At 69.7% G+C, this 22,373-nt stretch carries 19 protein-coding genes; 15 read left to right on the forward strand and 4 right to left on the reverse strand.

Annotated features, from left to right (window positions below; all coding sequences use genetic code 11):
* Positions 1–40 precede the first annotated feature (40 nt).
* Positions 41–1,564, forward strand: coding sequence for an L-arabinose isomerase (gene araA, locus QF046_RS13945; RefSeq protein WP_307370866.1), 1,524 nt, complete (start codon positions 41–43; stop codon positions 1,562–1,564).
* A gap of 110 nt (positions 1,565–1,674) precedes the next feature.
* On the opposite strand, the gene xylB is transcribed toward araA, so the two are convergent.
* From xylB to QF046_RS13960, 3 genes are all read right to left on the reverse strand, one after another.
* Complete coding sequence (gene xylB / locus QF046_RS13950; RefSeq protein WP_307370868.1) at positions 1,675–2,982, reverse strand: xylulokinase; 1,308 nt, start codon at positions 2,980–2,982, stop codon at positions 1,675–1,677.
* Positions 2,983–3,075: 93 nt separating this feature from the next.
* Positions 3,076–4,266, reverse strand: coding sequence for a xylose isomerase (gene xylA / locus QF046_RS13955; protein WP_307370870.1), 1,191 nt, complete (start codon positions 4,264–4,266; stop codon positions 3,076–3,078).
* A 115-nt stretch (positions 4,267–4,381) separates the two neighbouring features.
* Entirely contained in the window at positions 4,382–5,380 is a 999-nt protein-coding gene (locus QF046_RS13960) for a LacI family DNA-binding transcriptional regulator (protein WP_307370872.1), read from the reverse strand.
* Between the two features lie 177 nt (positions 5,381–5,557).
* Here QF046_RS13960 and QF046_RS13965 point away from each other — a divergent pair, with 177 nt between their 5' ends.
* The 14 genes from QF046_RS13965 to QF046_RS14030 all read left to right on the forward strand — a co-directional run bounded on the left by QF046_RS13965 (position 5,558) and on the right by QF046_RS14030 (position 21,735).
* Positions 5,558–6,853: an ABC transporter substrate-binding protein gene (locus QF046_RS13965; protein ID WP_307370874.1), complete on the forward strand. Its 1,296-nt coding sequence runs from the start codon at positions 5,558–5,560 to the stop codon at positions 6,851–6,853.
* 7 nt (positions 6,854–6,860) lie between these two features.
* On the forward strand, positions 6,861–7,877 hold the full coding sequence (locus QF046_RS13970) for a carbohydrate ABC transporter permease (RefSeq protein ID WP_307370876.1): 1,017 nt from the start codon (positions 6,861–6,863) through the stop codon (positions 7,875–7,877).
* A 29-nt stretch (positions 7,878–7,906) separates the two neighbouring features.
* Entirely contained in the window at positions 7,907–8,770 is an 864-nt protein-coding gene (locus QF046_RS13975) for a carbohydrate ABC transporter permease (RefSeq protein WP_307372857.1), read from the forward strand.
* Positions 8,767–11,190, forward strand: coding sequence for a glycoside hydrolase family 3 N-terminal domain-containing protein (locus tag QF046_RS13980; RefSeq protein WP_307370878.1), 2,424 nt, complete (start codon positions 8,767–8,769; stop codon positions 11,188–11,190). The genes QF046_RS13975 and QF046_RS13980 overlap by 4 nt, the downstream gene beginning before the upstream one ends.
* A 66-nt stretch (positions 11,191–11,256) precedes the next feature.
* The gene (locus QF046_RS13985; protein ID WP_307370881.1) at positions 11,257–12,414 is read left to right on the forward strand and encodes an ROK family transcriptional regulator; all 1,158 of its coding nucleotides are present in this window, start codon (positions 11,257–11,259) and stop codon (positions 12,412–12,414) included.
* A gap of 51 nt (positions 12,415–12,465) precedes the next feature.
* On the forward strand, positions 12,466–13,440 hold the full coding sequence (locus tag QF046_RS13990; protein ID WP_307370883.1) for an aldose 1-epimerase family protein: 975 nt from the start codon (positions 12,466–12,468) through the stop codon (positions 13,438–13,440).
* A 48-nt stretch (positions 13,441–13,488) separates the two neighbouring features.
* Entirely contained in the window at positions 13,489–14,667 is a 1,179-nt protein-coding gene (locus tag QF046_RS13995) for a thiolase family protein (RefSeq protein WP_307370885.1), read from the forward strand.
* Positions 14,668–14,860: 193 nt separating this feature from the next.
* On the forward strand, positions 14,861–15,952 hold the full coding sequence (locus tag QF046_RS14000; RefSeq protein WP_307370887.1) for a ScyD/ScyE family protein: 1,092 nt from the start codon (positions 14,861–14,863) through the stop codon (positions 15,950–15,952).
* A 298-nt stretch (positions 15,953–16,250) separates the two neighbouring features.
* Complete coding sequence (locus tag QF046_RS14005; RefSeq protein WP_307370889.1) at positions 16,251–16,694, forward strand: hypothetical protein; 444 nt, start codon at positions 16,251–16,253, stop codon at positions 16,692–16,694.
* A gap of 98 nt (positions 16,695–16,792) precedes the next feature.
* On the forward strand, positions 16,793–18,325 hold the full coding sequence (locus QF046_RS14010) for a CoA-acylating methylmalonate-semialdehyde dehydrogenase (protein ID WP_307370892.1): 1,533 nt from the start codon (positions 16,793–16,795) through the stop codon (positions 18,323–18,325).
* Entirely contained in the window at positions 18,325–19,530 is a 1,206-nt protein-coding gene (locus QF046_RS14015; protein WP_307370895.1) for an acyl-CoA dehydrogenase family protein, read from the forward strand. The genes QF046_RS14010 and QF046_RS14015 overlap by 1 nt, the downstream gene beginning before the upstream one ends.
* A complete protein-coding gene (mmsB, locus tag QF046_RS14020; protein WP_307370897.1) occupies positions 19,527–20,432 on the forward strand; it encodes a 3-hydroxyisobutyrate dehydrogenase in 906 nt (301 codons plus the stop codon). The genes QF046_RS14015 and mmsB overlap by 4 nt, the downstream gene beginning before the upstream one ends.
* Positions 20,433–20,512: 80 nt before the next feature.
* The gene (locus QF046_RS14025; RefSeq protein WP_307370898.1) at positions 20,513–21,289 is read left to right on the forward strand and encodes an enoyl-CoA hydratase-related protein; all 777 of its coding nucleotides are present in this window, start codon (positions 20,513–20,515) and stop codon (positions 21,287–21,289) included.
* Positions 21,290–21,297: 8 nt separating this feature from the next.
* Positions 21,298–21,735, forward strand: a complete 438-nt coding sequence (locus QF046_RS14030) for a putative immunity protein (protein ID WP_373425760.1) — start codon at positions 21,298–21,300, stop codon at positions 21,733–21,735.
* Between the two features lie 77 nt (positions 21,736–21,812).
* Here QF046_RS14030 and QF046_RS14035 read toward each other — a convergent pair whose 3' ends face one another.
* Complete coding sequence (locus QF046_RS14035) at positions 21,813–22,256, reverse strand: YdeI/OmpD-associated family protein (protein WP_307370901.1); 444 nt, start codon at positions 22,254–22,256, stop codon at positions 21,813–21,815.
* Between the last annotated feature and the right edge of the window lie 117 nt (positions 22,257–22,373).

The raw sequence follows: 22,373 nt of genomic DNA on the forward strand, positions 1-22,373 counted from the left end.
TCCGTTGCGACCTGGACGACAACGACCGAAGGAACACCCCATGACCCGCACCCCGCTCACCACCTCCCTCGACGGCTACGAGGTCTGGTTCCTCACCGGCAGTCAGCACCTGTACGGACCCGAGACGCTCGCGCAGGTCGCCGAGCAGTCCCGCGCGATCTCGGATGCCCTGGATGCGGCATCCGAGACGCCCGTGAAGATCGTCTGGAAGCCGGTGCTCACCGACTCCGCGGCCATCAAGCGCATCGCGCTGGAGGCGAACGCCGATGACCGGGTGATCGGCCTGGTCGCCTGGATGCACACCTTCAGCCCCGCCAAGATGTGGATCGCCGGGCTCGACGCGTTGCAGAAGCCGCTCGCGCACCTGCACACGCAGGCCAACGTCGAGCTGCCCTGGGCCGACATCGACTTCGACTTCATGAACCTGAACCAGGCCGCGCACGGCGACCGCGAGTTCGGCTACATCCAGACCCGTCTGGGCGTGCCGCGCAAGACCGTCGTCGGCCACGCCAGCGACCCGCGCGTGCGCCAGGAGCTGGGTGTCTGGCAGCGCGCGGCGGCGGGGCTCGCGGCATCCCGCTCCCTCAAGCTCGCCCGATTCGGCGACAACATGCGCTTCGTCGCCGTCACCGAGGGAGACAAGACCGAGGCCGAGCTGCGCCTGGGCGTGCAGGTGAACACCTGGGGCGTGAACGAGCTGGCCGATGCCGTCGCACAGGCATCGGATGCCGATGTCGACTCGCTCGTCGCCGAGTACGAGGAGCTCTACGAGGTCGCCCCTGAGCTGCGCCGCGGAGGCGAGCGTCACCAGTCGCTGCGCGACGGCGCCGCGATCGAGATCGGCCTGCGCTCCTTCCTGGAGGAGGGCGGCTTCGGAGCCTTCACGACCTCGTTCGAGGACCTGGGCGAGCTGAAGCAGCTTCCCGGGCTGGCCGTGCAGCGCCTGATGGCCGAGGGCTACGGCTTCGGCGCCGAGGGCGACTGGAAGACCGCCGTGCTCGTGCGTATCGCCAACGTGATGGGTGCGGGCCTGCCCGGCGGGGCGAGCCTGATGGAGGACTACACCTACGACATGACCCCGGGCGACGAGCTGATCCTCGGCGCGCACATGCTCGAGGTCTCACCCTCGCTCACCGCCGCCAAGCCCACCCTCGAGGTGCACCCGCTCGGCATCGGCGGCAAGGATGACCCGGTGCGCCTGGTCTTCACCGCCGACCCCGGCCCCGCCGTGGTCGTCGCGCTGAGCGACATGCGCGACCGGTTCCGCCTCACCGCGAACGTCGTCGAGAACGTCGAGCCGCGCGCGGCGCTGCCCAAGCTCCCGGTGGGACGCGCCGTCTGGAAGCCCGCCCCTGATTTCAACACCAGCGCCGCGGCCTGGCTCACCGCTGGTGCCGCGCACCACACGGTGATGTCGACCGCGGTCGGGATCGAGGCGTTCCGCGACTTCGCCGAGATGGCCGAGATCGAGCTGCTCGTCATCGACGAGGCCACCACGCTGCCCGAGTTCCAGAAGCAGGTCCGCTGGAACCAGGCCTACTACCGCCTCGCGCAGGGGCTGTAAGCGCGGCCCTCAACGCCGAGAAACCACATTCCGCATGAGAAACCCGTCTCGACGGGTGTTTCATGCAGAATGTGGTTTCTCGGGGGCAGGGCAGGGCGGATGCCGGCGGCTCAGGCCGCGGCGAGCACCGCAGCCGCCTGACGCGCGGCGCCGAGCGCCACGTACTCGGCGGGCTCGGGAACCTCGACGGGGATGCCGAGCACGGCGGGCGCGATCTCGCGCACGGCCTGCGACTGCGCGCCTCCGCCGATCAGGAGCGCACGGTCCAGCTGGACGCCCTGCTCGCGCAGCGCGTCCAGGCCCGCGCCGAGGCCGGACAGCATGCCCTCGACTGCCGCACGCGCGAGGTTCTCGCGGGTGGTGGATGCCAGGGTCATGCCCGACAGTGTGGCGGTGGCATCCGGCAGGTTGGGCGTGCGCTCGCCCTCGAAGTAGGGCTGCAGGGTGAGTCCGTCGGCACCGGGGGATGCCTCCAGTGCCAGCCGCGAGAGCTCGTCGTGGTCGACGCCGAGCAGGCGTGCGATGGCGTCGAGCACCCGGGCCGCGTTGAGCGTCGCGACCAGCGGCAGGAAGTGCCCGTCGGCATCCGCGAAGCCCGCGATCGTGCCCGTGCTGTCGTGCACGGCGTGCTCGCTGATGGCGAAGACGGTGCCGCTCGTGCCGATCGACACCACGACGTCACCGGTCTGCGCTCCGACGCCGAGTGCCGCGCCGGCGTTGTCGCCGGCACCCGGCCCGACCCTCCGGCCGTCGGCATCCGTCACCGACTCCGCAGGTCCCAGCACGCGCGGCAGGATCGCATCGTGGCCGAGAGCTGCGATCAGCAGCTCGCGGTCGTACTCGCCGGTCTCGGGGTTCCAATAGCCGGTGCCGCTGGCATCCGACCGGTCGGTGATCAGCTCGTCCAGTGCGGGGTTCCGCCCCGATTCAGAGCTCGGTCCGAAGCCGCGCAGCCGCCAGGTGAGCCAGTCGTGGGGGAGTGCGACCGCCGCGACCTCGGCGGCGTTGTCGGGCTCCGCGTCGCGCAGCCAGCGCAGCTTGGTGATCGTGAAGGATGCCACCGGTACCAGGCCGGTGCGCCGCGCCAGCTCGTCCGCCCCGAACTCGGCGGTCAGGTCGGCAGCGGCGCCGGCGGAACGGGTGTCGTTCCACAGCAGCGCATCGCGGATGACCCCGCCGGATTCGTCGAGTGCGACCATGCCGTGCTGCTGTCCGCCGATGGACCAGGCCTCGACGTCGGCCATGCCGCCGGCATCCGTGATCGCCGCGCGCAGCGCGTCCCACCATGCCTGCGGGTCGACGCTGGTCCCGTCCGGGTGCGAGGCCCGGCCGGTGCGGACGATCGCGCCGGTCGCGGCATCCGCGATCACGACCTTGCAGGACTGCGTCGAGGAGTCGACGCCCATCACGAGTGCCATGGCAGGCATCCTCTCACTCTGTCTGTTCGGATATGGCGCCGAGACCCCGTCCCTGAACGGGGCGGGGTCTCGGCGGACGGGGTGCTGCGCGGGTCAGCGAGCGCCCATCAGGTGCTCGGATGCCAGCTGCTGCAGGCGCACGAAGCCGAAGCCCTTGCCGCCCAGGTAGGCGTCGGCGTCGAAGTCCTCGTAGGCGCTGCGGTCGGCGAGGAAGTCGTCGTAGCTCTCGCCCTCGTTCAGCGTCGGCTGCGACAGCTCGGCGACCTTGGCGGCCGCCAGGGCCTCCTGCACCTCGGGGTCGGCGCGGAACGCGGCCGCACGCTCCTTGAGCAGAAGGTACATGCGCATGTTCGCGGCTGCCGAGTCCCAGACGCCCGTCTCGTCCTCGGTGCGGCTGGGCTTGTAGTCGAAGTGACGCGGGCCGTCGTAGGTGGGCGTGCCGCCGGGGCCGCCGTTCTCGAGCAGGTCCACCAGAGCGAAGGCGTTGTGCAGGTCGCCGTGACCGAAGACCAGGTCCTGGTCGTACTTGATGCCGCGCTGACCGTTCAGGTCGATGTGGAACAGCTTGTCGTGGTACAGCGCCTGGGCGATTCCGGCGGCGAAGTTCAGGCCGGCCATCTGCTCGTGGCCGACCTCGGGGTTCAGGCCCACGAGCTCCGGACGAGCGAGCGAGTTGATGAACGCGAGCGCGTGACCCAGCGTCGGCAGCAGGATGTCGCCGCGGGGCTCGTTCGGCTTGGGCTCGATGGCGAAGCGGATGTCGTAGCCCTTGTCGGTGACGTAGTCGCCGAGCAGGTCGACGGCCTCGCGGTAGCGCTCCAGCGCCTGGCGGACGTCCTTGGCGGAGTCGTACTCGGCGCCCTCGCGGCCACCCCACATGACGAACGTCTTCGCACCGAGCTCGGCGCCGAGGTCGAGCTGGCGGAACACCTTGCGCAGCGCGTAGCGGCGCACCTGACGGTCGTTGGAGGTGAAGCCGCCGTCCTTGAAGACGGGGGCGCTGAACAGGTTCGTGGTGACCATCGGGACGATCAGGCCGGTGTCGGCCAGTGCGCCCTTGAGGCGATCGATCTGCTTCTGACGCTCGGCATCCGTGGATCCGAACGCGAACAGGTCGTCGTCGTGGAAGGTGAGGCCGTACGCGCCGAGCTCAGCGAGCTTCTCGACGCCGTGCACGACGTCGAGCGCCGGGCGGGTCGGGCCGCCGAACGGGTCGGTGCCGTTGTAGCCGATGGTCCAGAGGCCGAACGAGAACCGGTCGGCCTTGGTGGGGGTGAGTGCCATGATGATCCGCCTTCAGCGACGTCAATGAAATGTTGTAGATCAGAACATATCAACTCGGAACGGCGGATGCAATGCCGATCCGATCCGAATCCGTCGGAGCGCGGATGCTGCGCGGTCAGCGCCTCGGGGCGGCGGTCGATTCCCGGGCCTTGAGCTCGGCCGACATCCGCACATCCTCGCGCTCGCCGCCGGCCATCATGCTCAGCAGCACGCGCACGGCCACCGCTCCCATCTCCGTCAGCGGCTGGCGCACGGTCGACAGCTGCGGGGTGTGGAAGGCGGCTTCGGGGATGTCGTCGAAGCCGATCACCGAGAGGTCGTCCGGCACCCGCAGTCCGCGCTCGACGGCCACCCGGATCATCTCGATGGCGGAGAGGTCGTTGGCGCCGAACACCGCAGTGGGCGGGTCCGCCAGGTCGAGCAGCGCATGCGCCCCAGCCGTGGAGTCCGCGGTCCGGTAGCCGCCGTCGGCGAGGAGTGCGTCGTCGAAGGGGATGCCTGCTGCGGCGAGTGCGCTGCGGTAGCCCTCCTCGCGCTGCTGCGCGGAGATGAGGTCGGTGCGGCCGCGCAGGTGCGCGATGCGGCGATGGCCCAGTGAGATCAGATGCTCGGTCGCGGCTCGAGCGCCGTCCTCGTTGATGACGCTCACTGTCGAGGGGCCGTCCGGGCCCTCGCTCGGGTCGATCGCGACGATCGGCACGGAGGCGTCGGCGGGCATGGATGTCGGGGTCACGACGATCGCGCCGTCGATCAGGGTTCCGCCCAGGCGGGAGAGCGAGCGCCGCTCCCATCCGCGGTGCTCACCGGCCGACACGCTTCCGGCGTAGGCGAGCACGTCGTACCGGGTGCCCTGCAGCGCCGACGAGACGCCCTGCAGCAGCTGCAGGGCGAACGGCTCGAACTCCGCCACGAGTACGCCGATCACGTCGGTGCGGCGTCGACGCATCGACGTGGCGACCAGCGAGCTCTCGTATCCGAGCTCGTCGACCACGCTCATCACGTGGCTCATGGTCGCGGCCGACACGCCGTCGCGTCCGTTGATCGCCTTGGAGACCGTGGCGACGGAGACGCCGGCCGCGCTGGCGACATCGTGGATGGTGGTTCGACGCATCATCGTCTCAAACTCGTCATCGTCTCGAACTCGTCATCGCCTCAACATACCGTGCGAAAACGTTATCGATATCGATTGACACCATGAACTCGACCTGCCAGAGTAGGCCGAAAGCACATTGGGGGCAGTCGGCAACAAATGCGGCCGAACCCGCTGCAACACTCGAAGAGGAGACACAGCATGAAGATCCGAAAGGCTTGGCTCGTCACCGGCGTGGCCGTGGCGACACTGGGGATGCTGGGGCTCGCCGGCTGCTCCAGCAGCACGGACGCTCCCGCCGAAGGCGGCAAGACCACCCTCACCATGTGGCACAACTCGACCACGGGCGACGGCAAGGCGTACTGGGAGGATGCCGCGGCGGCGTTCCACAAGGAGAACCCCGATGTGACCATCAAGCTCACGTCGATCCAGAACGAGGACATGGACGGCAAGCTGCAGACCGCCGTCAACTCGGGCGACATGCCCGACATCTTCATGGCCCGCGGTGGCGGCAAGCTCGCCGACATCGTCAGCGCCGACAAGGTCAAGGACCTCACCGGCCTGATCGACCCCGACGTCAAGAAGGCGCTCGGCGACGCGCCGTTCAGCGCCTTCACCGTCGACGGCAAGATCTACGGCATGCCCAGCGCCGTGCTCCCCGGCGGGTTCTTCTACAGCAAGGACCTGTTCGAGCAGGCCGGCATCACCTCCGAGCCGACCACCATGGACGAGCTGAACGGTGCCGTCACCAAGCTCAAGGACGCCGGCATCCAGCCGATCGCCCTCGGCGCCAAGGCCGCGTGGCCTGCCGCGCACTGGTACTACTTCTTCGCCGTGCGCGCCTGCGACCAGGGTCTGATCGAGAACCTCGCCACCAAGGCCGACTTCTCCGACCCGTGCTGGCTCGAGGCCGCGAAGAACTTCGAGGAGTTCGCCGGCACCCAGCCGTTCAACAAGGGCTTCCTGACGACCGACCCGCAGGAGGGCGCGAACTCGTCCGCAGGTCTGCTCGCCAACCACAAGGCCGCCATGGAGCTCATGGGCGCCTGGGACGTGGGCGTGATCGCCAGCCTCACCCCCGACACCAAGCCGCTGCCCGACCTGGGCTGGTTCCCGTTCCCCGAGGTCGACGGCGGAGCCGGCGCCCCCGGCGCCATGATGGGCGGCGTGGACGGCTACTCCTGCTCCAAGGATTCGCCGGCTTCGTGCGAGAAGTTCCTGAACTTCGTCTCATCGAAGGAATGGCAGGAGAAGTACGCGGTCGCGTTCCAGACCATCCCCGCTTCGCAGGAGGCCACCGGCGCGGTCACCGACCCGTCCCTGGTCCCGCTGATGGAGGCCTTCACGAAGGCTCCGTACGTGGCGCTGTGGCTCGACACGGCTCTCGGCCAGAACGTCGGAAACGCGCTGAACACCAGCGTCGTCGAGATGCTCGCCGGTCAGGGAACCCCTGAGAAGCTCGTCGAGACGGTCACCAAGGCGCAGGCGAGGGGCTGACCGGAACATGCACGACACCCAGGCATTGAACAGCACCTCGGTGCCTGAGAGGGACACCGTCTCCGGGGCGGGCGCACAGCCCGCCCCGGAGCGGCGTTCGCCGCGGCCCGACTGGCGCAAGCGCGGCGAGATCGCGCTCCTCTCGGGACCCGCGCTGATCATGTTCGTCGGCTTCGTCATCTGCCTGCCGGTGGCGATGGCCGCGTTCTACGGCTTCTTCAAATGGAACGGCTTCGGCTGGCCCACCGAGTTCATCGGACTCGACAACTACGTCATGATCTGGGAGGACGAGACCTTCCGCGAGGCCGTCCTGCACAACGGCATGATCGTGGTCCTGTCGCTGCTGCTGCAGGGCCCCGTCGCGATCCTGTTCGCGCTGCTGATGAATCAGAAGATCCGCGGCCGCTCGGTCATCCGCATCCTGATCTTCGTCCCCTACGTCATCTCCGAGGTGATCGTCGGCATCGGGTGGAGCCTGATGCTGCAGGACACCGGGGCGCTGAACTCCCTGCTGGAGAAGTGGGGCATGGGCGCCCTCGCGCAGTCCTGGATCGCCGACCCCGCGTTCGCGATGACCTCGCTGATGATCATCATCACCTGGAAGTACCTCGGCTTCGCCGTGATCCTCATGCTCGCGGGCATGCAGTCGATCCCCGAGGAGCTCTACGAGGCCGCCGCCATCGACGGCGCGGGCTTCTGGAAGATCCAGTGGACGATCACCGTCCCGCTGCTCGGCCCGACCATCCGGATCTGGGCGTTCCTGTCGATCATCGGCTCGCTGCAGCTCTTCGACCTGGTCAACATCATCTGGGGTCAGTACATCGCCGCCACGGCGGGCACCTCCACGATGGCGACCTACATGTACCAGAACGGCCACCTGGCCGGCAGCTACGGATTCGGCAACGCCGTCGCCGTGATGCTGTTCATCATCACCCTCATCGTCGCGCTCTTCTACCAGCGCTTCGTTCTGCGCCGCGACACCGAGGGCGCATTGACCGGCGACGGCGGAAGGAAGCGCAAGTGAGCGTCGAGAGCCTGAACACGCGGGTCGCCATCCAGGCGATCTCCCCCAAGGGCCGGCGCCGTGTGCGCGAGTCGGGGGTCAAGTGGGGCAGCCCCGCGGTGTACCTCGCCGCGGTGGTGCTGATCACCATCTGCATCACGCCGGTGCTCTACATCATCATCGGCGGCTTCCGCACGAACTCGCAGATCACCCTCGACCCGTCCGGATGGCCGGCTCCCTGGCAGCTCGCCAACTACGGCGACGTGCTGGCGAGCTCGCAGTTCTGGGTGGCGATGCTGAACTCGACCATCTCGGCGGTGGGCACCACTGCCGGTGCCGTCATCCTGGGGCTGATGGCCAGTTATGTGATCGCACGCTACGACTTCGGCGGACGCGGCGTGATGTACTCGCTGTTCGCTGCGGGACTGATGTTCCCCGTCACGGTCGCCATCACCCCGCTGTACATCCTGATCCGCAACCTCGGACTGGTGAACAGCCTGGCCGGCATCATCCTGCCGCAGATCGCCTTCGCGCTGCCCATGACGATCATCATCCTCGTGCCCTTCCTGCGAGCGATCCCGAAGGAGCTCGAGGAGGCGGCGTCGATCGACGGGGCCTCCCGGCTCGGCTTCTTCTGGCGCATGGTCCTTCCGCTCAGCCTGCCCGGGGTGATCACGGTCGGCATCCTGGCCTTCGTCGGCGCCTGGAACGGATACATGCTCCCGCTGTTCATCCTGAACGACCAGGACCTGTTCACCCTTCCCCTGGGTGTGCAGAACTTCGCCTCGCAGTACTCGGTCGACACGGCCCGCGTGCTCGCGTACACCTCGCTGTCGATGCTCCCGGCACTCGTCTTCTTCAGCCTGTTCGAGCGTCGCATCGTCGGCGGTCTGACCGGGGCGGTGAAGGGATGACCCTCGACGTCTCCACGACCTCCGACATTCCGGCCTTCCCGATCGCCTCCGATCGCGTCGGTGCGCTGCTCGCGCAGATGACGCTCGAGGAGAAGGCCGCGCAGCTGGTCGGCTACTGGCTGGACCAGGGCGGCGACGTGGTCGCCCCGATGCAGAACGAGATGGGCTCGTCGCGGTCCTCCGGAGCGCTCGCCGAGATCACCAGGCACGGCATCGGGCACTTCACCCGGGTCTACGGCACGCGTCCGGTCGATCCGGTCGAGCGCGCCGCCTGGCTGTGGGGCGAGCAGCGCAGGATCAAGCGCGAGACGCGCCTGGGCATCCCCGCCCTCGTGCACGAGGAGTGCCTCACCGGTCTCGCCGCGTGGAAGGCCGCGACCTTCCCCACGCCGCTGGCATGGGGCGCGTCGTTCGATCCCGCGCTGGTCGCGGAGATGGGCGCGCTGATCGGCGAGTCGATGCGTCAGCTCGGCATCCACCAGGGCCTGGCCCCGGTGCTCGATGTAGTGCGCGATCCCCGTTGGGGCCGGGTCGACGAGTGCATCGGCGAGGACCCCTACCTGGTGGGAACGGTCGGCACCGCCTACGTGCAGGGCCTGCAGTCCGCCGGCGTGCACGCCACGCTCAAGCACTTCCTGGGCTACTCGGGCTCGCGCGCCGGACGCAACCACGCGCCCGTGTCCGCCGGCCCGCGCGAGGTGGCGGACGTGTTCCTGCCGCCGTTCGAGATGGCGATCCGCGACGGCGGCGTGCGCAGCGTGATGAACAGCTACACCGAGATCGACGGGGTGCCGGTGGCATCCGATCCCGCACTGCTGACCGGCATCCTCCGCGAGGATCTCGGATTCGACGGGGTGGTCGTCGCCGACTACTTCGCGGTCGCGTTCCTCGAAGTCATGCACCAGGTGGCCGCCGATCGCGGCGACGCCGCGGCCCAGGCGCTGACGGCCGGAATCGACGTGGAGCTGCCCTCCGGCGACGCCTACCTGGCGCCCCTCATCGAACGCGTGCGCGACGGTCGGTTCGACGAGGGCTATCTGGATCGCGCCGTGATCCGCGTGCTCACGCAGAAGGAGCAGCTCGGGCTGCTCGACGCCGGCGCGTTCGAGGACGAGCCGCCCGCGCAGATCGATCTCGACACCCCGCGTCACCGCGAGGTGGCACGCCGACTGGCGGCCGAGTCGCTCGTACTGCTCTCCAACGACGGGGTGCTGCCGCTGGCGGCGACGGTCGGAAGCGCACAGGCCCCGAGCATCGCGCTGATCGGGCCGAACTCCGACCGCACCGCGGCGCTGCAGGGATGCTATTCGTTCGCCAACCACGTTCTGGCGCACCACCCGGATCACGAGCTGGGCTTCGCGATCCCGACGGTGCGCGAGGCGCTGGAGGCAGCCCTGCCCGACGCGCGGATCGCGCACGTCGTCGGCTGCGAGGTCGAGGGCACCGATCGGTCCGGGTTCGACGCGGCCGTCGCCGCGGCGAAGGATGCCGAGGTCGCGGTCGTCGTGGTCGGTGACCAGGCCGGGCTGTTCGGCCGCGGCACGGTCGGTGAGGGCAATGACGTCGAGTCGCTGGACCTGCCGGGCGTGCAGCGCGAGCTGGTCGAGCAGCTGGTCGCGACGGGAACACCGGTCGTCATGGTGCTCGTCACCGGCCGCCCCTACGCGATCGACTGGGCGCTGGACTCCGAGACGAGCCCTGCGGCCGTGCTGCAGGCGTTCTTCCCCGGTGAGGCCGGCGGCACCGCGATCGCCGAGGTCATCATCGGGGCGGTCTCGCCGTCCGGGCGGATGCCGGTGAGCCTGCCGCGCTCCTCGGGATCGCAGCCGTACAGCTACCTGCATCCGGTGCTCGGCGGCCCGTCGGACGTGACGTCCACGGATCCGACGCCGCTGCGTCCGTTCGGGTTCGGCCTGTCGTACTCGACCTTCGCCTACGAGGATCTCGAGGTGTCGGCGGATGCCCCCACGGACGGTCGCTTCACGGCATCCGTCCTGGTGCGCAACACCGGAGACCGCAAGGCCGCCGAGATCGTGCAGCTGTACGGCCGCGACCCGATCGCCAGCGTCACCAGGCCGGTCGCGCAGCTGCTCGGCTACGCGCGGATCGAGCTCGCCGCGGGCGCCGCGCAACGGGTGCGATTCGACGTACCCGTCGCCCGCTTCGCGTTCAGCGACCGTCGGATGAAGCGCGTCGTCGAGCCCGGCGACGTGCTGGTCTGGGCGGCATCGCACGCCGAGGCGTCGGCGGCGTCTCCGGGGCTCGCCCAGACCACGGGTGGTGCGATCTCGAACGCGAAGTCGCGCGCCGACCGCGTGCTGCCCGGAACGGCCACCGCTCCCGCCACGGTCGTGATCACCGGCGACGTGCACGAGGTCACGGCCGCCGATGACCGCCTCGTGAGGGTCTCGATCAGATGATGGTCTCGACCAGGTGAAGGTGTGGTGTCGGCCGGGTCAGGCCGTCGGGATCGGTAGCCTGGGGCGATGAGCGAACGCGCGACGACCGTGGAGGGTGTTCGGCGCACGAACCTCGGCGAGGTGCTGCGCCTGGTGCACCAGGGCGGGCCTCGGTCGCGCTCGGTGATCACCACCGAGACGGGCCTCAACCGCTCGACGGTCTCCGACCTCGTCTCGCGGCTGGTGGATGCCGACCTCGTGCAGGAGTACGGGCCCGACCCCACCCGACGCGTCGGACGTCCCTCGCCGATCGTCGCCCCGAGCCCGGACGTGGTCGCCATCGGGGTGAACCCCGAGATCGACGCCGTCGAGATCGGTGCGGTATCGCTGGGCGGCGCCGTGCGCGTGCGCGCGCGGATCGACGTGGAGAATCCCGACGTCTCCGAGGTCGTCGACATCGTCGCGCACACGCTGGCCGCTTGGGGTGAGGACGAGCTCAGCGGATGCCGCATCGTCGGCGTCGGCGTGGCCGTGCCGGGCCTGGTCCGCACCGAGGACGGGCTCGTGCGTCTCGCGCCGCACCTGCGCTGGCGCGACGCCGACATCGCCGGTCCGCTGCATGCGGCGCTGGGGCTGCAGATCGTCGTCGGCAATGACGCCTCCTACGGCGCCAGGGCGGAGCGGGTGTTCGGCGCCGCCCGCGAGCACGAGGACATCGTCTACCTCAACGGCGGCGCCAGCGGCATCGGCGGCGGCCTCATCCTGCACGGCATGCTCATCGGCGGTGCGGGCGGGTACGCGGGGGAGTGGGGGCAGACCGCCGCCAGCCTCACGGATGCCGCCGACCGCCGCGCGCACGGCGGGGTTCTCGAGGACGAGGTCAACCGGGCGCGACTGGTGAGTGCCACCACTCTCACCTCCCCCGACGAGGCCATGCTGGCGGAGGCGCTCACCAGCGCCACCCCGGCCGTCACCGAGGAGGTCGCCCGACAGCGGCGCATCCTCGCCGCGACGCTCAGCAATGCCGTCAACGTGCTCAACCCGTCGATGATCGTGCTGGGCGGCTTCCTCGGCGGACTGCGCGACGTCGACCGCGAGGCCTTCGACGACGAGGTGCGCGCGCGCTCGCTCTCGGCATCCGCGGAGGACCTGCAGCTGGCATCCGCCGCTCTCGGCGCCGACCGCCTGCTGATCGGCGCAGCGGATGCCGCGATGGAACGGCTGCTGGCCGACCCGCTGGGCTGAGAACCCGTCACAGAAGAGGCATGCACCGACATGATCCCTAGACTCGAGACGATGTCTGAAAACGATTCCCGCCAGGCTGGGCGGCACGACTCCACTCCCCGTTCCGGACGGCAGCTGCGCATCACGAGCGGCGGCTACGAGGCCGTCGTCGCGAGCATCGGCGCCACGCTGCGGACGCTGCGCCACGACGGCCGCGACCTCGTCGTGCCCTTCGGCGCCGATGAGGTGCGTCCCGGCCACCGCGGCGCCACCCTCGCGCCGTGGCCGAACCGCGTCGTCGACGGCCGCTACTCCTTCGCCGGCGTCGAGCGCCGGCTCGCGCTCACCGAGCCCGCGCGCGGCCACGCCCTGCATGGGCTGCTGGTCTGGGCGGAGTTCGCCGACCGCGTCGTGGAGTCCGATCGCGTCGTGCTCGCCGCGGTCATCGAGCCGAGCCTCGGCTACCCGTTCCGCGTCGAGGTGGAGACCGAGTACCGTCTGAGCGCCGACGGCCTCGAGCAGACCGTCACCGCCCGCAACCTGGGTTCGGACGCCGCCCCGTGGGGCACCGGTCCGCACCCGTACCTCGTGGCAGGGGACCCTTCGACGGGCTCAGGGACCCGGCGTGTGGATGACTGGACGCTGACCCTCCCGGCATCCGAAGTCCTCACCGTCACCGCCGACCGGCTGAGCCCGGTCGCCGTGCACGCGGTGACCGAGCATCCCGAGTGGGATTTCCGGAGCGCTCGCCGCATCGGCGACGTCTTCATCGACCATGCCTTCACCGAGCTGGAGCGCACCGACGGCGTCGCCGAGGTGCGCCTGGTCACAGACTCGGGCACCGGTGTCGCGATGACCTGGGATGAGCGCTGCCCGTGGGTGCAGGTGCACACCGCCGACAACCCGGGTCAGGATGCCATCCACCGCATCGGCCTGGCCGTCGAGCCGATGACCTGCCCGCCCGACGCCTTCAACTCCGGCGTCGACCTGGTCACCCTCGAGCCCGGTGCGGAGCACGCGGCCTCCTGGCGGATCCGCGCGCTCTGAGCCGCCGGTCTTCGCGCCCCATCCGCCGGATGGGGTCATGATGGAGTCATGAGCAGCGAAGCCGTGATCGTCGATGTCGTCCGCACCCCGGTGGGGCGCGGGAAGCCCGGAGGGTCGCTGTCCGGCGTGCATCCGGTCGACCTCGCGGCGGGGATGCTGCAGAGCATCCTGGAACGGAACGGGCTGGAGTCCGGGCAGATCGACGACGTGCTGCTCGGGTGCGTCAGCCAGGTCGGCGACCAGGCCATGAACATCGCCCGTCAGGCGGTGCTCGCCGCCGGCTTCGACGAGCACATCCCCGGCACCACGATCGACCGGCAGTGCGGCTCCAGCCAGCAGGCCGTGCACTTCGCCGCGGCCGGGATCGCCGCGGGGGAGAACGACATCGTCATCGTCGGCGGGGTGGAGTCCATGAGCCGCGTGCCGCTCGGCTCCTCGGCAGCCGGCGGCTCGCCGATGTCGCCCCGGCTGCGCGCCCGCTACCCGCAGGGGCTGGTGAACCAGGGCGTCAGCGCCGAGCTGATCGCGCATCGCTGGGGCTTCGACCGCGCCGCGCTGGACGCCTTCTCCGCCGAATCGCACGCCCGCGCCGCGCAGGCCTGGCACGACGGGTTCTTCGACGGCACGGTCGTCGCGGTGCCCGAAGCCCCGGACGCCACCACCGACGAGACCGTGCGCGAAGGCACCACCGTCGAGAAGCTCGCAGGTCTCCCGGCCGCCTTCCGCACGGACGCCCTCGCAGAGCGCTTCCCCGACCTGGACTGGAGCATCACGCCCGGCAACTCCTCGCCGCTGACCGACGGGGCATCCGCCGCGCTGATGATGAGCGCCGACCGCGCCGAGCAACTCGGGCTCACACCTCGGGCCCGCTTCCGCGCGTTCGACGTGGTCGGCGACGACCCGCTGTTCATGCTCACCGGTCCCATCGCCGCCACCCGGCGCGTGCTCGAGCGGGCGGGCCTGGACATCTCCGACCTGGACGCCTACGAGGTCAACGAGGCGTTCGCCTCGGTTCCGCTGGCCTGGGCCGCGGAGCTCGGTGCGGATGCCGCGAAGCTGAACCCGCGCGGCGGTGCGATCGCCCTGGGACACGCGCTCGGCTCGTCGGGCACGCGACTGCTCGGCACGCTGCTCGACCACCTCGAGGCCACCGGAGGACGTCTGGGTCTGCAGACCATGTGCGAGGGCGGCGGAATGGCGAACGCCCTCATCATCGAGCGGATCTGACGCCGACCGCGCCGCTGGCGCGCTCTACGTGTTGACACGTAATTCCGCCTCGCGCTCTTGTCCTGCGAGATCTTCGGCGAGAGGATGCGCCTGGGCCGCCACTGGGGAGGTTCGTCGCATCCGGGTGCCTGGGGAGGCTCCGCTCGGTCGAACGCGGTCCGACGGGAAGTCGGGGCCGGGAATCGGAGAAGCAATGCGCAGTTCACGTGTGATCATCGCGGCCGGCGCCGCGGTGGCACTGGTCATCTCTCTGCCGACGTCCGCGTCGGCGGCATCCGGCCCTCCTGATCAGCAGGTGTGGTCGAACCAGCTCGCGGCCCCGTTCAGCCTGGCTGTCGACGGGCAGCGCGTCCTCGTCGCCGACGGCGGCACGGGCACAATCGGGCAGCTGCAGCCCGACGGCAGCGTCGCACCTGTCGTCCAGGGCGTTCCGGGTCTGGCCGGTCTCGCGACCCGCGGGGCGTGGATGGCTTACGGCTCCACGGTCAGCGAGGATCCCACGCAGGAGGAATCGCCGATCCTGGAGAGCGGACTGAACATCCGCACCCCGGGAGGCGACACGATCTATGCGGATCTGCACGCCTATGAGGAGGAGCACAACTCCGATGGCGACAACGCCTACGGCATCACTGATCCCGAATCCTGCGTCGCGAGCTTCCCAGGCGCGACCTACACCGGCCTGATCGACTCCCACGCCTACAGCGTGGCCTCGTACCAGGGCGGGTGGCTGGTGGCGGATGCCGGTGCCAACGCGATCATGAAGGTCACCGACAGCGGACAGATCAGCACCCTCGCCGTGCTGCCTCCCGTGCCCGTCACGATCACTCCGCAGGTCGCCGGGCTGCTCGGCGGTCTGCCGGGCTGCGCACTGGGCGGCACGTTCTACTCGGAGCCGGTGCCCACGGGCGTCGCGATCGGGCAGGGCGGCGCGATCTATGTGAGCACCCTTCCCGGATTCCCCGGAATGTTCGCCTCGAAGGGCGCGGTGTGGAAGATCGATTCTGCGACGGGCGCGGCCACGCAGCTGGCCTCGGGTTTCTCGCAGTCGACGAGCATCGCCGTGTCGGGCGACAGCATCTACATCGCGGAGCTCGCCGGTGCCGGAGTCTCGGTACTGAAGGGCGAAGAGGTGTCCTCGTACGCCGCACTGCCGGGGGCGCTCTCGGTCGCGACCGCGCCGAACGGAACGGTGTGGGCTGCGACGATGGCATCCGAGGCGGGGCCAGGCACGATCGTCAGCATCTCGAACGGGAAGGTGAAGGTGCAGGGGCACGTGAACCGCTGAACCGCTGAACGCAGAAGAGACCCCCGCCGACCCGATTCGGCGGGGGTCTCGCGGTCTGAGACCGCGGCGGGAGCAGCAGACGCGCTCACCGCGGCGCGGAGTGGTCGCACCCGATCCGGTCTGATCCACAGGCCACGCAGGGACAGTTGTACGCGTCCCTGGTGACGCACCGGTGAACGGGCCGGGAACATCCGGAGCAGCATCCGATCTCCCTCCACAATCCGGGATCCTCGCGAACTTATGCACATCGGGCCGATCCGGCCCCGCGAGGGTGCGCATGCGGGCCAGGGTGGAGCGCATGAACGATGACACCTCCCTCCGGGACCGCATCCTGCACACCGATGACCAGCTGCGCGATCTGATCGACCTGCTGCTGCAGCATCCGAACCAGAGACAGTTCTGGCTCCTCTTCATCGACGAGCGCGGCTGCCTCGGCGACCCGCTGATGCCGATGGCCGGCTATCCCAACGATCCCCTCGAGACGGTGCGCGTCGACGACCTGGGTGAGGTCACGCATTCCCGCCTGCTGATGCATCGGATCGGCATGGCGCGCGAGATGACCGGCAACGCACAGGTCGTGCTGGTGTGGGAGCAGCCCGGCGTGGAGACGGTGCAGGATGCCGATCGGAGCTGGGCACGGGCGATGGCCGCGCAGGCCGCCGAACTCGATGTCCCGCTGCGCGCGCAGTTCACCCTGTACGAGCGCGGCGTGCGCCAGCTGCACGCGGACGATTACGTGTGAGCCGGCGCTCCGCCAAGTAGTAGGGAGCCCTAGTAATTCGCCTGTGGGCCGACTACCCTGGTCAGTGTGCCAATGACGGCCCAGAGGAGTGTCACACAATGACCCGTTTCATCCCCCATTTCGTAGGCGGAAAGTCGCTCGAGCCGACCGGAGGCCGCGTGGCCGACGTGTTCGACCCCAGCACCGGCGCGGTGCAGGCCCGCGTGCCGCTCGCCACCGCCGCCGAGGTCCGCGCCGTCATCGAGAACGCCGCGGCCGCGCAGCCGGCCTGGGCTGCCACCAGCCCCCAGAAGCGCGCCCGGGTGATGATGCGCTTCGTCGAGCTCGCCCACCAGAACATGGACGAGCTGGCCGGCCTGCTCTCCAGCGAGCACGGGAAGACCATCGAGGATGCCAAGGGTGATGTCATGCGGGGCCTCGACGTGATCGAGTTCTGCATCGGCGCCCCGCACCTGCTCAAGGGCGAGTACGCCAGCGAGGCCGGCAGCGGCATCGACGTGTACTCGATGCGCCAGCCGCTCGGCGTCGTGGCAGGCATCACCCCGTTCAACTTCCCCGCCATGATCCCGCTGTGGAAGGCGGGTCCCGCGCTCGCCAGCGGCAACGCCTTCGTGCTCAAGCCCTCCGAGCGCGACCCCTCCGTGCCGGTGCGCCTGGCCGAGCTGTTCGTCGAGGCGGGCCTGCCCGCCGGCATCCTCAACGTCGTGCACGGTGACAAGGAGGCCGTCGATGCGATCCTCACCGACCCGGACATCCGAGCCGTCGGCTTCGTCGGCTCCACGCCGATCGCCGAGTACATCTACGCCACCGCCACCGCGAACGGCAAGCGCGCCCAGTGCTTCGGCGGCGCGAAGAACCATCTCGTGATCATGCCGGATGCCGACCTCGATCAAGCCGCAGACGCCCTGATCGGCGCGGGCTTCGGCTCGGCCGGCGAGCGCTGCATGGCCATATCGGTCGCTGTCCCGGTCGGTCAGGAGACCGCCGATGCCCTGGTCGCCAAGCTCACCGAGCGCATCGGATCCCTGAAGGTCGGCCCGGGTGCGCAGGACGGCGTCGACTACGGGCCGCTCGTCAGCGCGGCCGCGAAGGCGCGTGTCGAAGGACTCATCCAGGAGGGCGCGGATGCCGGTGCCACCCTCGTCACCGACGGCCGCGGTCTGGTCGTGGAGGGCCACGAGGACGGCTACTACCTCGGCGCCACCCTGTTCGACCACGTCACCACCGACATGTCGATCTACCGCGAGGAGGTCTTCGGGCCGGTGCTCTCGGTCGTGCGCGCCGCCGACTACGAAGAGGCGCTGGCGCTGGCATCCGACAACCCCTACGGCAACGGCGTCGGCATCTTCACCCGCGACGGCGACACCGCGCGCGACTTCGCGGCCCGCGTGAACGTCGGCATGGTCGGCGTGAACATCCCGATCCCGGTGCCGATCGCGTCCTTCACGTTCGGCGGCTGGAAGGCCTCCGGCTTCGGCGACCTCAACCAGCACGGCACCGACGGGTTCCGCTTCTACACGAAGACCAAGACCGTCACGAGCCGCTGGCCCTCGGGCATCCTTCGACAGGCTCAGGGACCCAGTTCCGGACCGAGCTTCGTGATGCCCGCCACGACCGGAGAGGGCCACTGATGACCATGGTCGACCCCACCCCTGTCGTCGCCGCGATCTCCGCCGAGGAGCGCGAGGCGATCCTCGAAGCCGTGCGCGACTTCGCCGACACCGAGCTCGCCCCGTTCGCCGCGGAGCGCGACGAGAAGCACCTCTTCCCCCGCGAGTCGCTGAACAAGGCCGGCGAGCTGGGGCTGGGCGGCATCTACGTGCGCGAGGAGTTCGGCGGCACGGGCCTGGGCCGCGTAGACACCGTCGCGATCTTCGAGGAGCTCGCCAAGGGCGACCCGGCCGTCGCCGCCTACATCTCGATCCACAACATGGTGGTCTGGATGATCGACAGCTACGGCGACGACGCGCAGCGCGGAGCCTGGCTGCCGCAGCTGACCGCCATGTCGGCGTTCGGCGGCTACTGCCTGACCGAGCCGGGCGCCGGCTCGGATGCCGCGAACATCGCCACCAGCGCCGTCCGCGATGGCGACGACTACCTGCTCACGGGTGTCAAGCAGTTCATCTCGGGTGCCGGCGAAGCGGGCGTCTACGTCGTCATGGCGCGTACCGGCGGCACGGGTTCCGGAGCGAAGGGAATCAGCGCGTTCCTGGTCCCCGGCGACGCCGAGGGGCTCAGCTTCGGTGCACCCGAGAAGAAGATGGGCTGGCACGCTCAGCCCACTCGTCAGGTGATCTTCGACGGGCTGCGCGTGCCGGCATCCGCCATGCTCGGCGAGGAGGGCCAGGGCTTCGCCATCGCCATGTCGGCGCTCAACGGCGGGCGGCTGAACATCGCCGCCTGCTCGCTGGGAGGTGCGCAATGGGCGCTGGAGAAGGCCGTGCAGTACGTGCACGAGCGCGTCGCGTTCGGCGAGCCGCTCGCCGAGAAGCAGTCGATCCTGTTCACGATCGCCGACATGCGCACCGAGTTGCAGGCCGCACGACTGATGGTGCAGGACGGTGCGCGCGCCGTCGACGAGAAGGCGCCGGATGCCACGATGCGCTGCGCCATGGCGAAGAGGTTCGCCACGGATGCCGGGTTCGACATCGCGAACCGGGCCCTTCAGCTGCACGGCGGCTACGGGTACCTTCAGGACTACGGGATCGAGAAGGTCGTGCGCGATCTGCGCGTGCATCAGATCCTGGAAGGGACGAACGAGATCATGCGACTCATCGTCGGGCGCGAGATGCTGCGCCCCGCCGGCTCCAGCCAGGCGCGGAGCGCGGCATCATGACTGCGTCGTCCTCCAAAGCGGCCATCGCGTTCCTCGGCCTGGGCCACATGGGCCTGCCGATGGCCGTGAACCTGGTGAAGGCCGGTCACGAGGTGCATGGCTTCGACCTGGTGCCCGCCGCGATCGAGGCGGCCACGGCCGCCGGCATCCCGATCGCCGCGAACGGGGCGGATGCCGTGCGCGACGCCGACGTCGTGATCACCATGTTCCCGGCCGGCCGGCACGTCATCGCGGCCTATCAGGACGAGCTGCTGGCGGCGGCGAAGCCGGGCACCCTGTTCATCGAGTCCTCGACCATCGCCGTCGACGAGGCGCGCACCGCGCACCAGCTGGCGATCGACGCCGGACACCGCAACGTCGACGCGCCCGTCTCGGGCGGAGTCGTCGGCGCCGAGGCCGGCACCCTGGCGTTCATGGTCGGCGGATCGGACGAGGACTTCGAGACCGCCCGGCCGCTGCTGGAGGTCATGGGCAAGCGCATCGTGCACTGCGGAGGACCCGGCCTCGGGCAGGCCGCGAAGGTGTGCAACAACATGATCCTCGGCATCTCGCAGATCGCCGTCGCCGAGGCGTTCGTGCTGGCCGAGCGACTCGGGCTCGAGCATCAGGCCATGTACGACGTGGTGTCGCAGGCGTCCGGTCAGTGCTGGGCGCTGACCACGAACTGCCCCGTGCCCGGCCCCGTGCCGACCAGCCCCGCGAACCGCGACTATCAGCCCGGTTTCGCGGGCGCGCTGATGGCCAAGGACCTCGGGCTCGCGCTGCAGGCGATCGAGGGAACCGGGACGGATGCCAGGATGGGCCGTCTCGCCCAGGAGATCTACGCGGCCTTCGCGGCCGGTGAGGGAGCGGGACGGGACTTCTCGGGCATCATCACCGACATCCGCGCCGGCGAGGTCTGACACCTCCCGTTCAGGAACCGGAAAGGTTCTCACCTGGGATACTGGAGACGTCGCAGAGTCGCGACTGAAGGGGGCGGCACATGGCCGAGTACGAGACGATCCTCGTCGAACAGCGAGGACGGGTGGGCTGGATCACCCTCAACAGGCCGCAGGCGCTCAACGCCCTGAACGCCCAGGTCTCCGTCGAGGTCGCGGCAGCGGCATCGGCCTTCGACGACGACGAGGGCGTGGGCGCGATCGTCGTGACCGGCTCCGAGAAGGCCTTCGCGGCCGGCGCCGACATCAAGGAGATGGAGTCCAAGACCGGCTCCGAGATGCTCGATACCGATCACTTCGGCGCGTGGACGCGCTTCGCGGGCGTGCGCACCCCGGTCATCGCGGCCGTCTCCGGCTACGCGCTGGGCGGCGGATGCGAGCTGGCGATGATGTGCGACATCATCCTCGCCGCCGACAACGCCACATTCGGACAGCCCGAGATCAACCTCGGCGTGATTCCAGGCATGGGCGGCACGCAGCGCCTCATCCGTGCGGTCGGCTACTACAAGGCCGCCGAGCTCGTGCTCTCCGGGCGACTGATCAGGGCCGATGAGGCCGAGCGCATCGGACTCGTCTCGCGCGTCGTCCCGGCATCCGATCTGCTGGATGAGGCCACGAAGCTGGCCGAGACCATCGCATCCAAGTCGCTGCCCTCGCTGTACGCGGCGAAGGCGACACTGGACGCCGCGATGGAGACCACTCTCGCCGACGGCCTGGCCGTCGAGAAGCGCGCATTCGCCGCCCTGTTCGACACCGCCGACCAGAAGGAGGGGATGGCCGCCTTCCGCGAGAAGCGCCCCCCTCACTTCCAGCACCGATGAGCAGCGTGATGGAAGTGCTTCCGGACGACGCCGATCTTCAGCTCTCTGAGACCGACCGCCGCGAGCTCGTGGAATGGACCATCGCCTGTGCGGAGCGGATGCTGCCGCTCTTCCTCGCCGAACGCCCCGACGACGAGCGTCCTCGCGAGGCGCTCGATGCCGCCCAGGCGTTCATGCGCGGCGAGATGGACATCGAGGCCGTGCGCGAGAAGGCGTTCGCCTGCCACGCCGCCGCCCGTGAAGCGAGCGACCCGGCGGCCCTGGCGGCCGCACGCGTGTGCGGTCAGGCCGCGGCCGTCGCGCACATGGCAGGGCATGCACGGCAGGTGCCGCGCTATACGTCGAAGGCGTTCCCCGGCGACCGTTCGCGGCGCGACGAGGAGCTCGCCTGGCAGCGGATGCAGGTGCCCGACCGCTTCGACAGATACGTGTACGAAGGCGACTAGAACCCGTCTATATGGCGCGAACCGCCCCGAATCGTCGCGTCAGAGGGCGCTTTGCGCCAGACAGACGGGTCGTGGGGTCAGCTGTGCAGCTCGTCGAGGGTCTTCGCGACGCGGCGCTCGCGGGTGGCGTCCTGCTTCGCGTCCGCGATCGAGCGGGCCATCTCCTTGCGCCGCGAGTACGAGAGCGCGTCGAACGCCGCACGCGCGACGGGGTCGGATGCGAGCGCCGCGGCCAGGGCCTCCGGGATCTCGACCGTGCGCTCAGCGGTGTCGGCGGAGATGACGGCGTCGAACTCGTCGCCGAGCTCGACGGCCATCTCGGCTCGGACGGCCTTGCTGAACCCGATCAGGTTCTTCCCGCCCATCCGCGCCAGGCGCAGCGGGGCGGAGCGGTCGCCGATGGTCACGACCACGGGGAAGGCCTTTGCCGTGCTCAGCAGCGCCACCTCGTCGTCGTCGAGAACGATCGCCCCCGCGGGACCCATCGGCTCGAGCACGGCGTGCTTCCTCAGTTCGCTCATGGGGTCAGCCTAATTCGGCATCCGTCGGGCCGCGAGACTTCTCGTCCTGCATGAGACAGCCCGCCCGGCGTCCTGTCCCATGCCGCAGCACACGTCTCGACGGAAGGGCAAGGGGGT

Origin of the sequence: Microbacterium sp. W4I4 (assembly GCF_030816235.1) — a bacterium.
Lineage (GTDB): Bacteria > Actinomycetota > Actinomycetes > Actinomycetales > Microbacteriaceae > Microbacterium.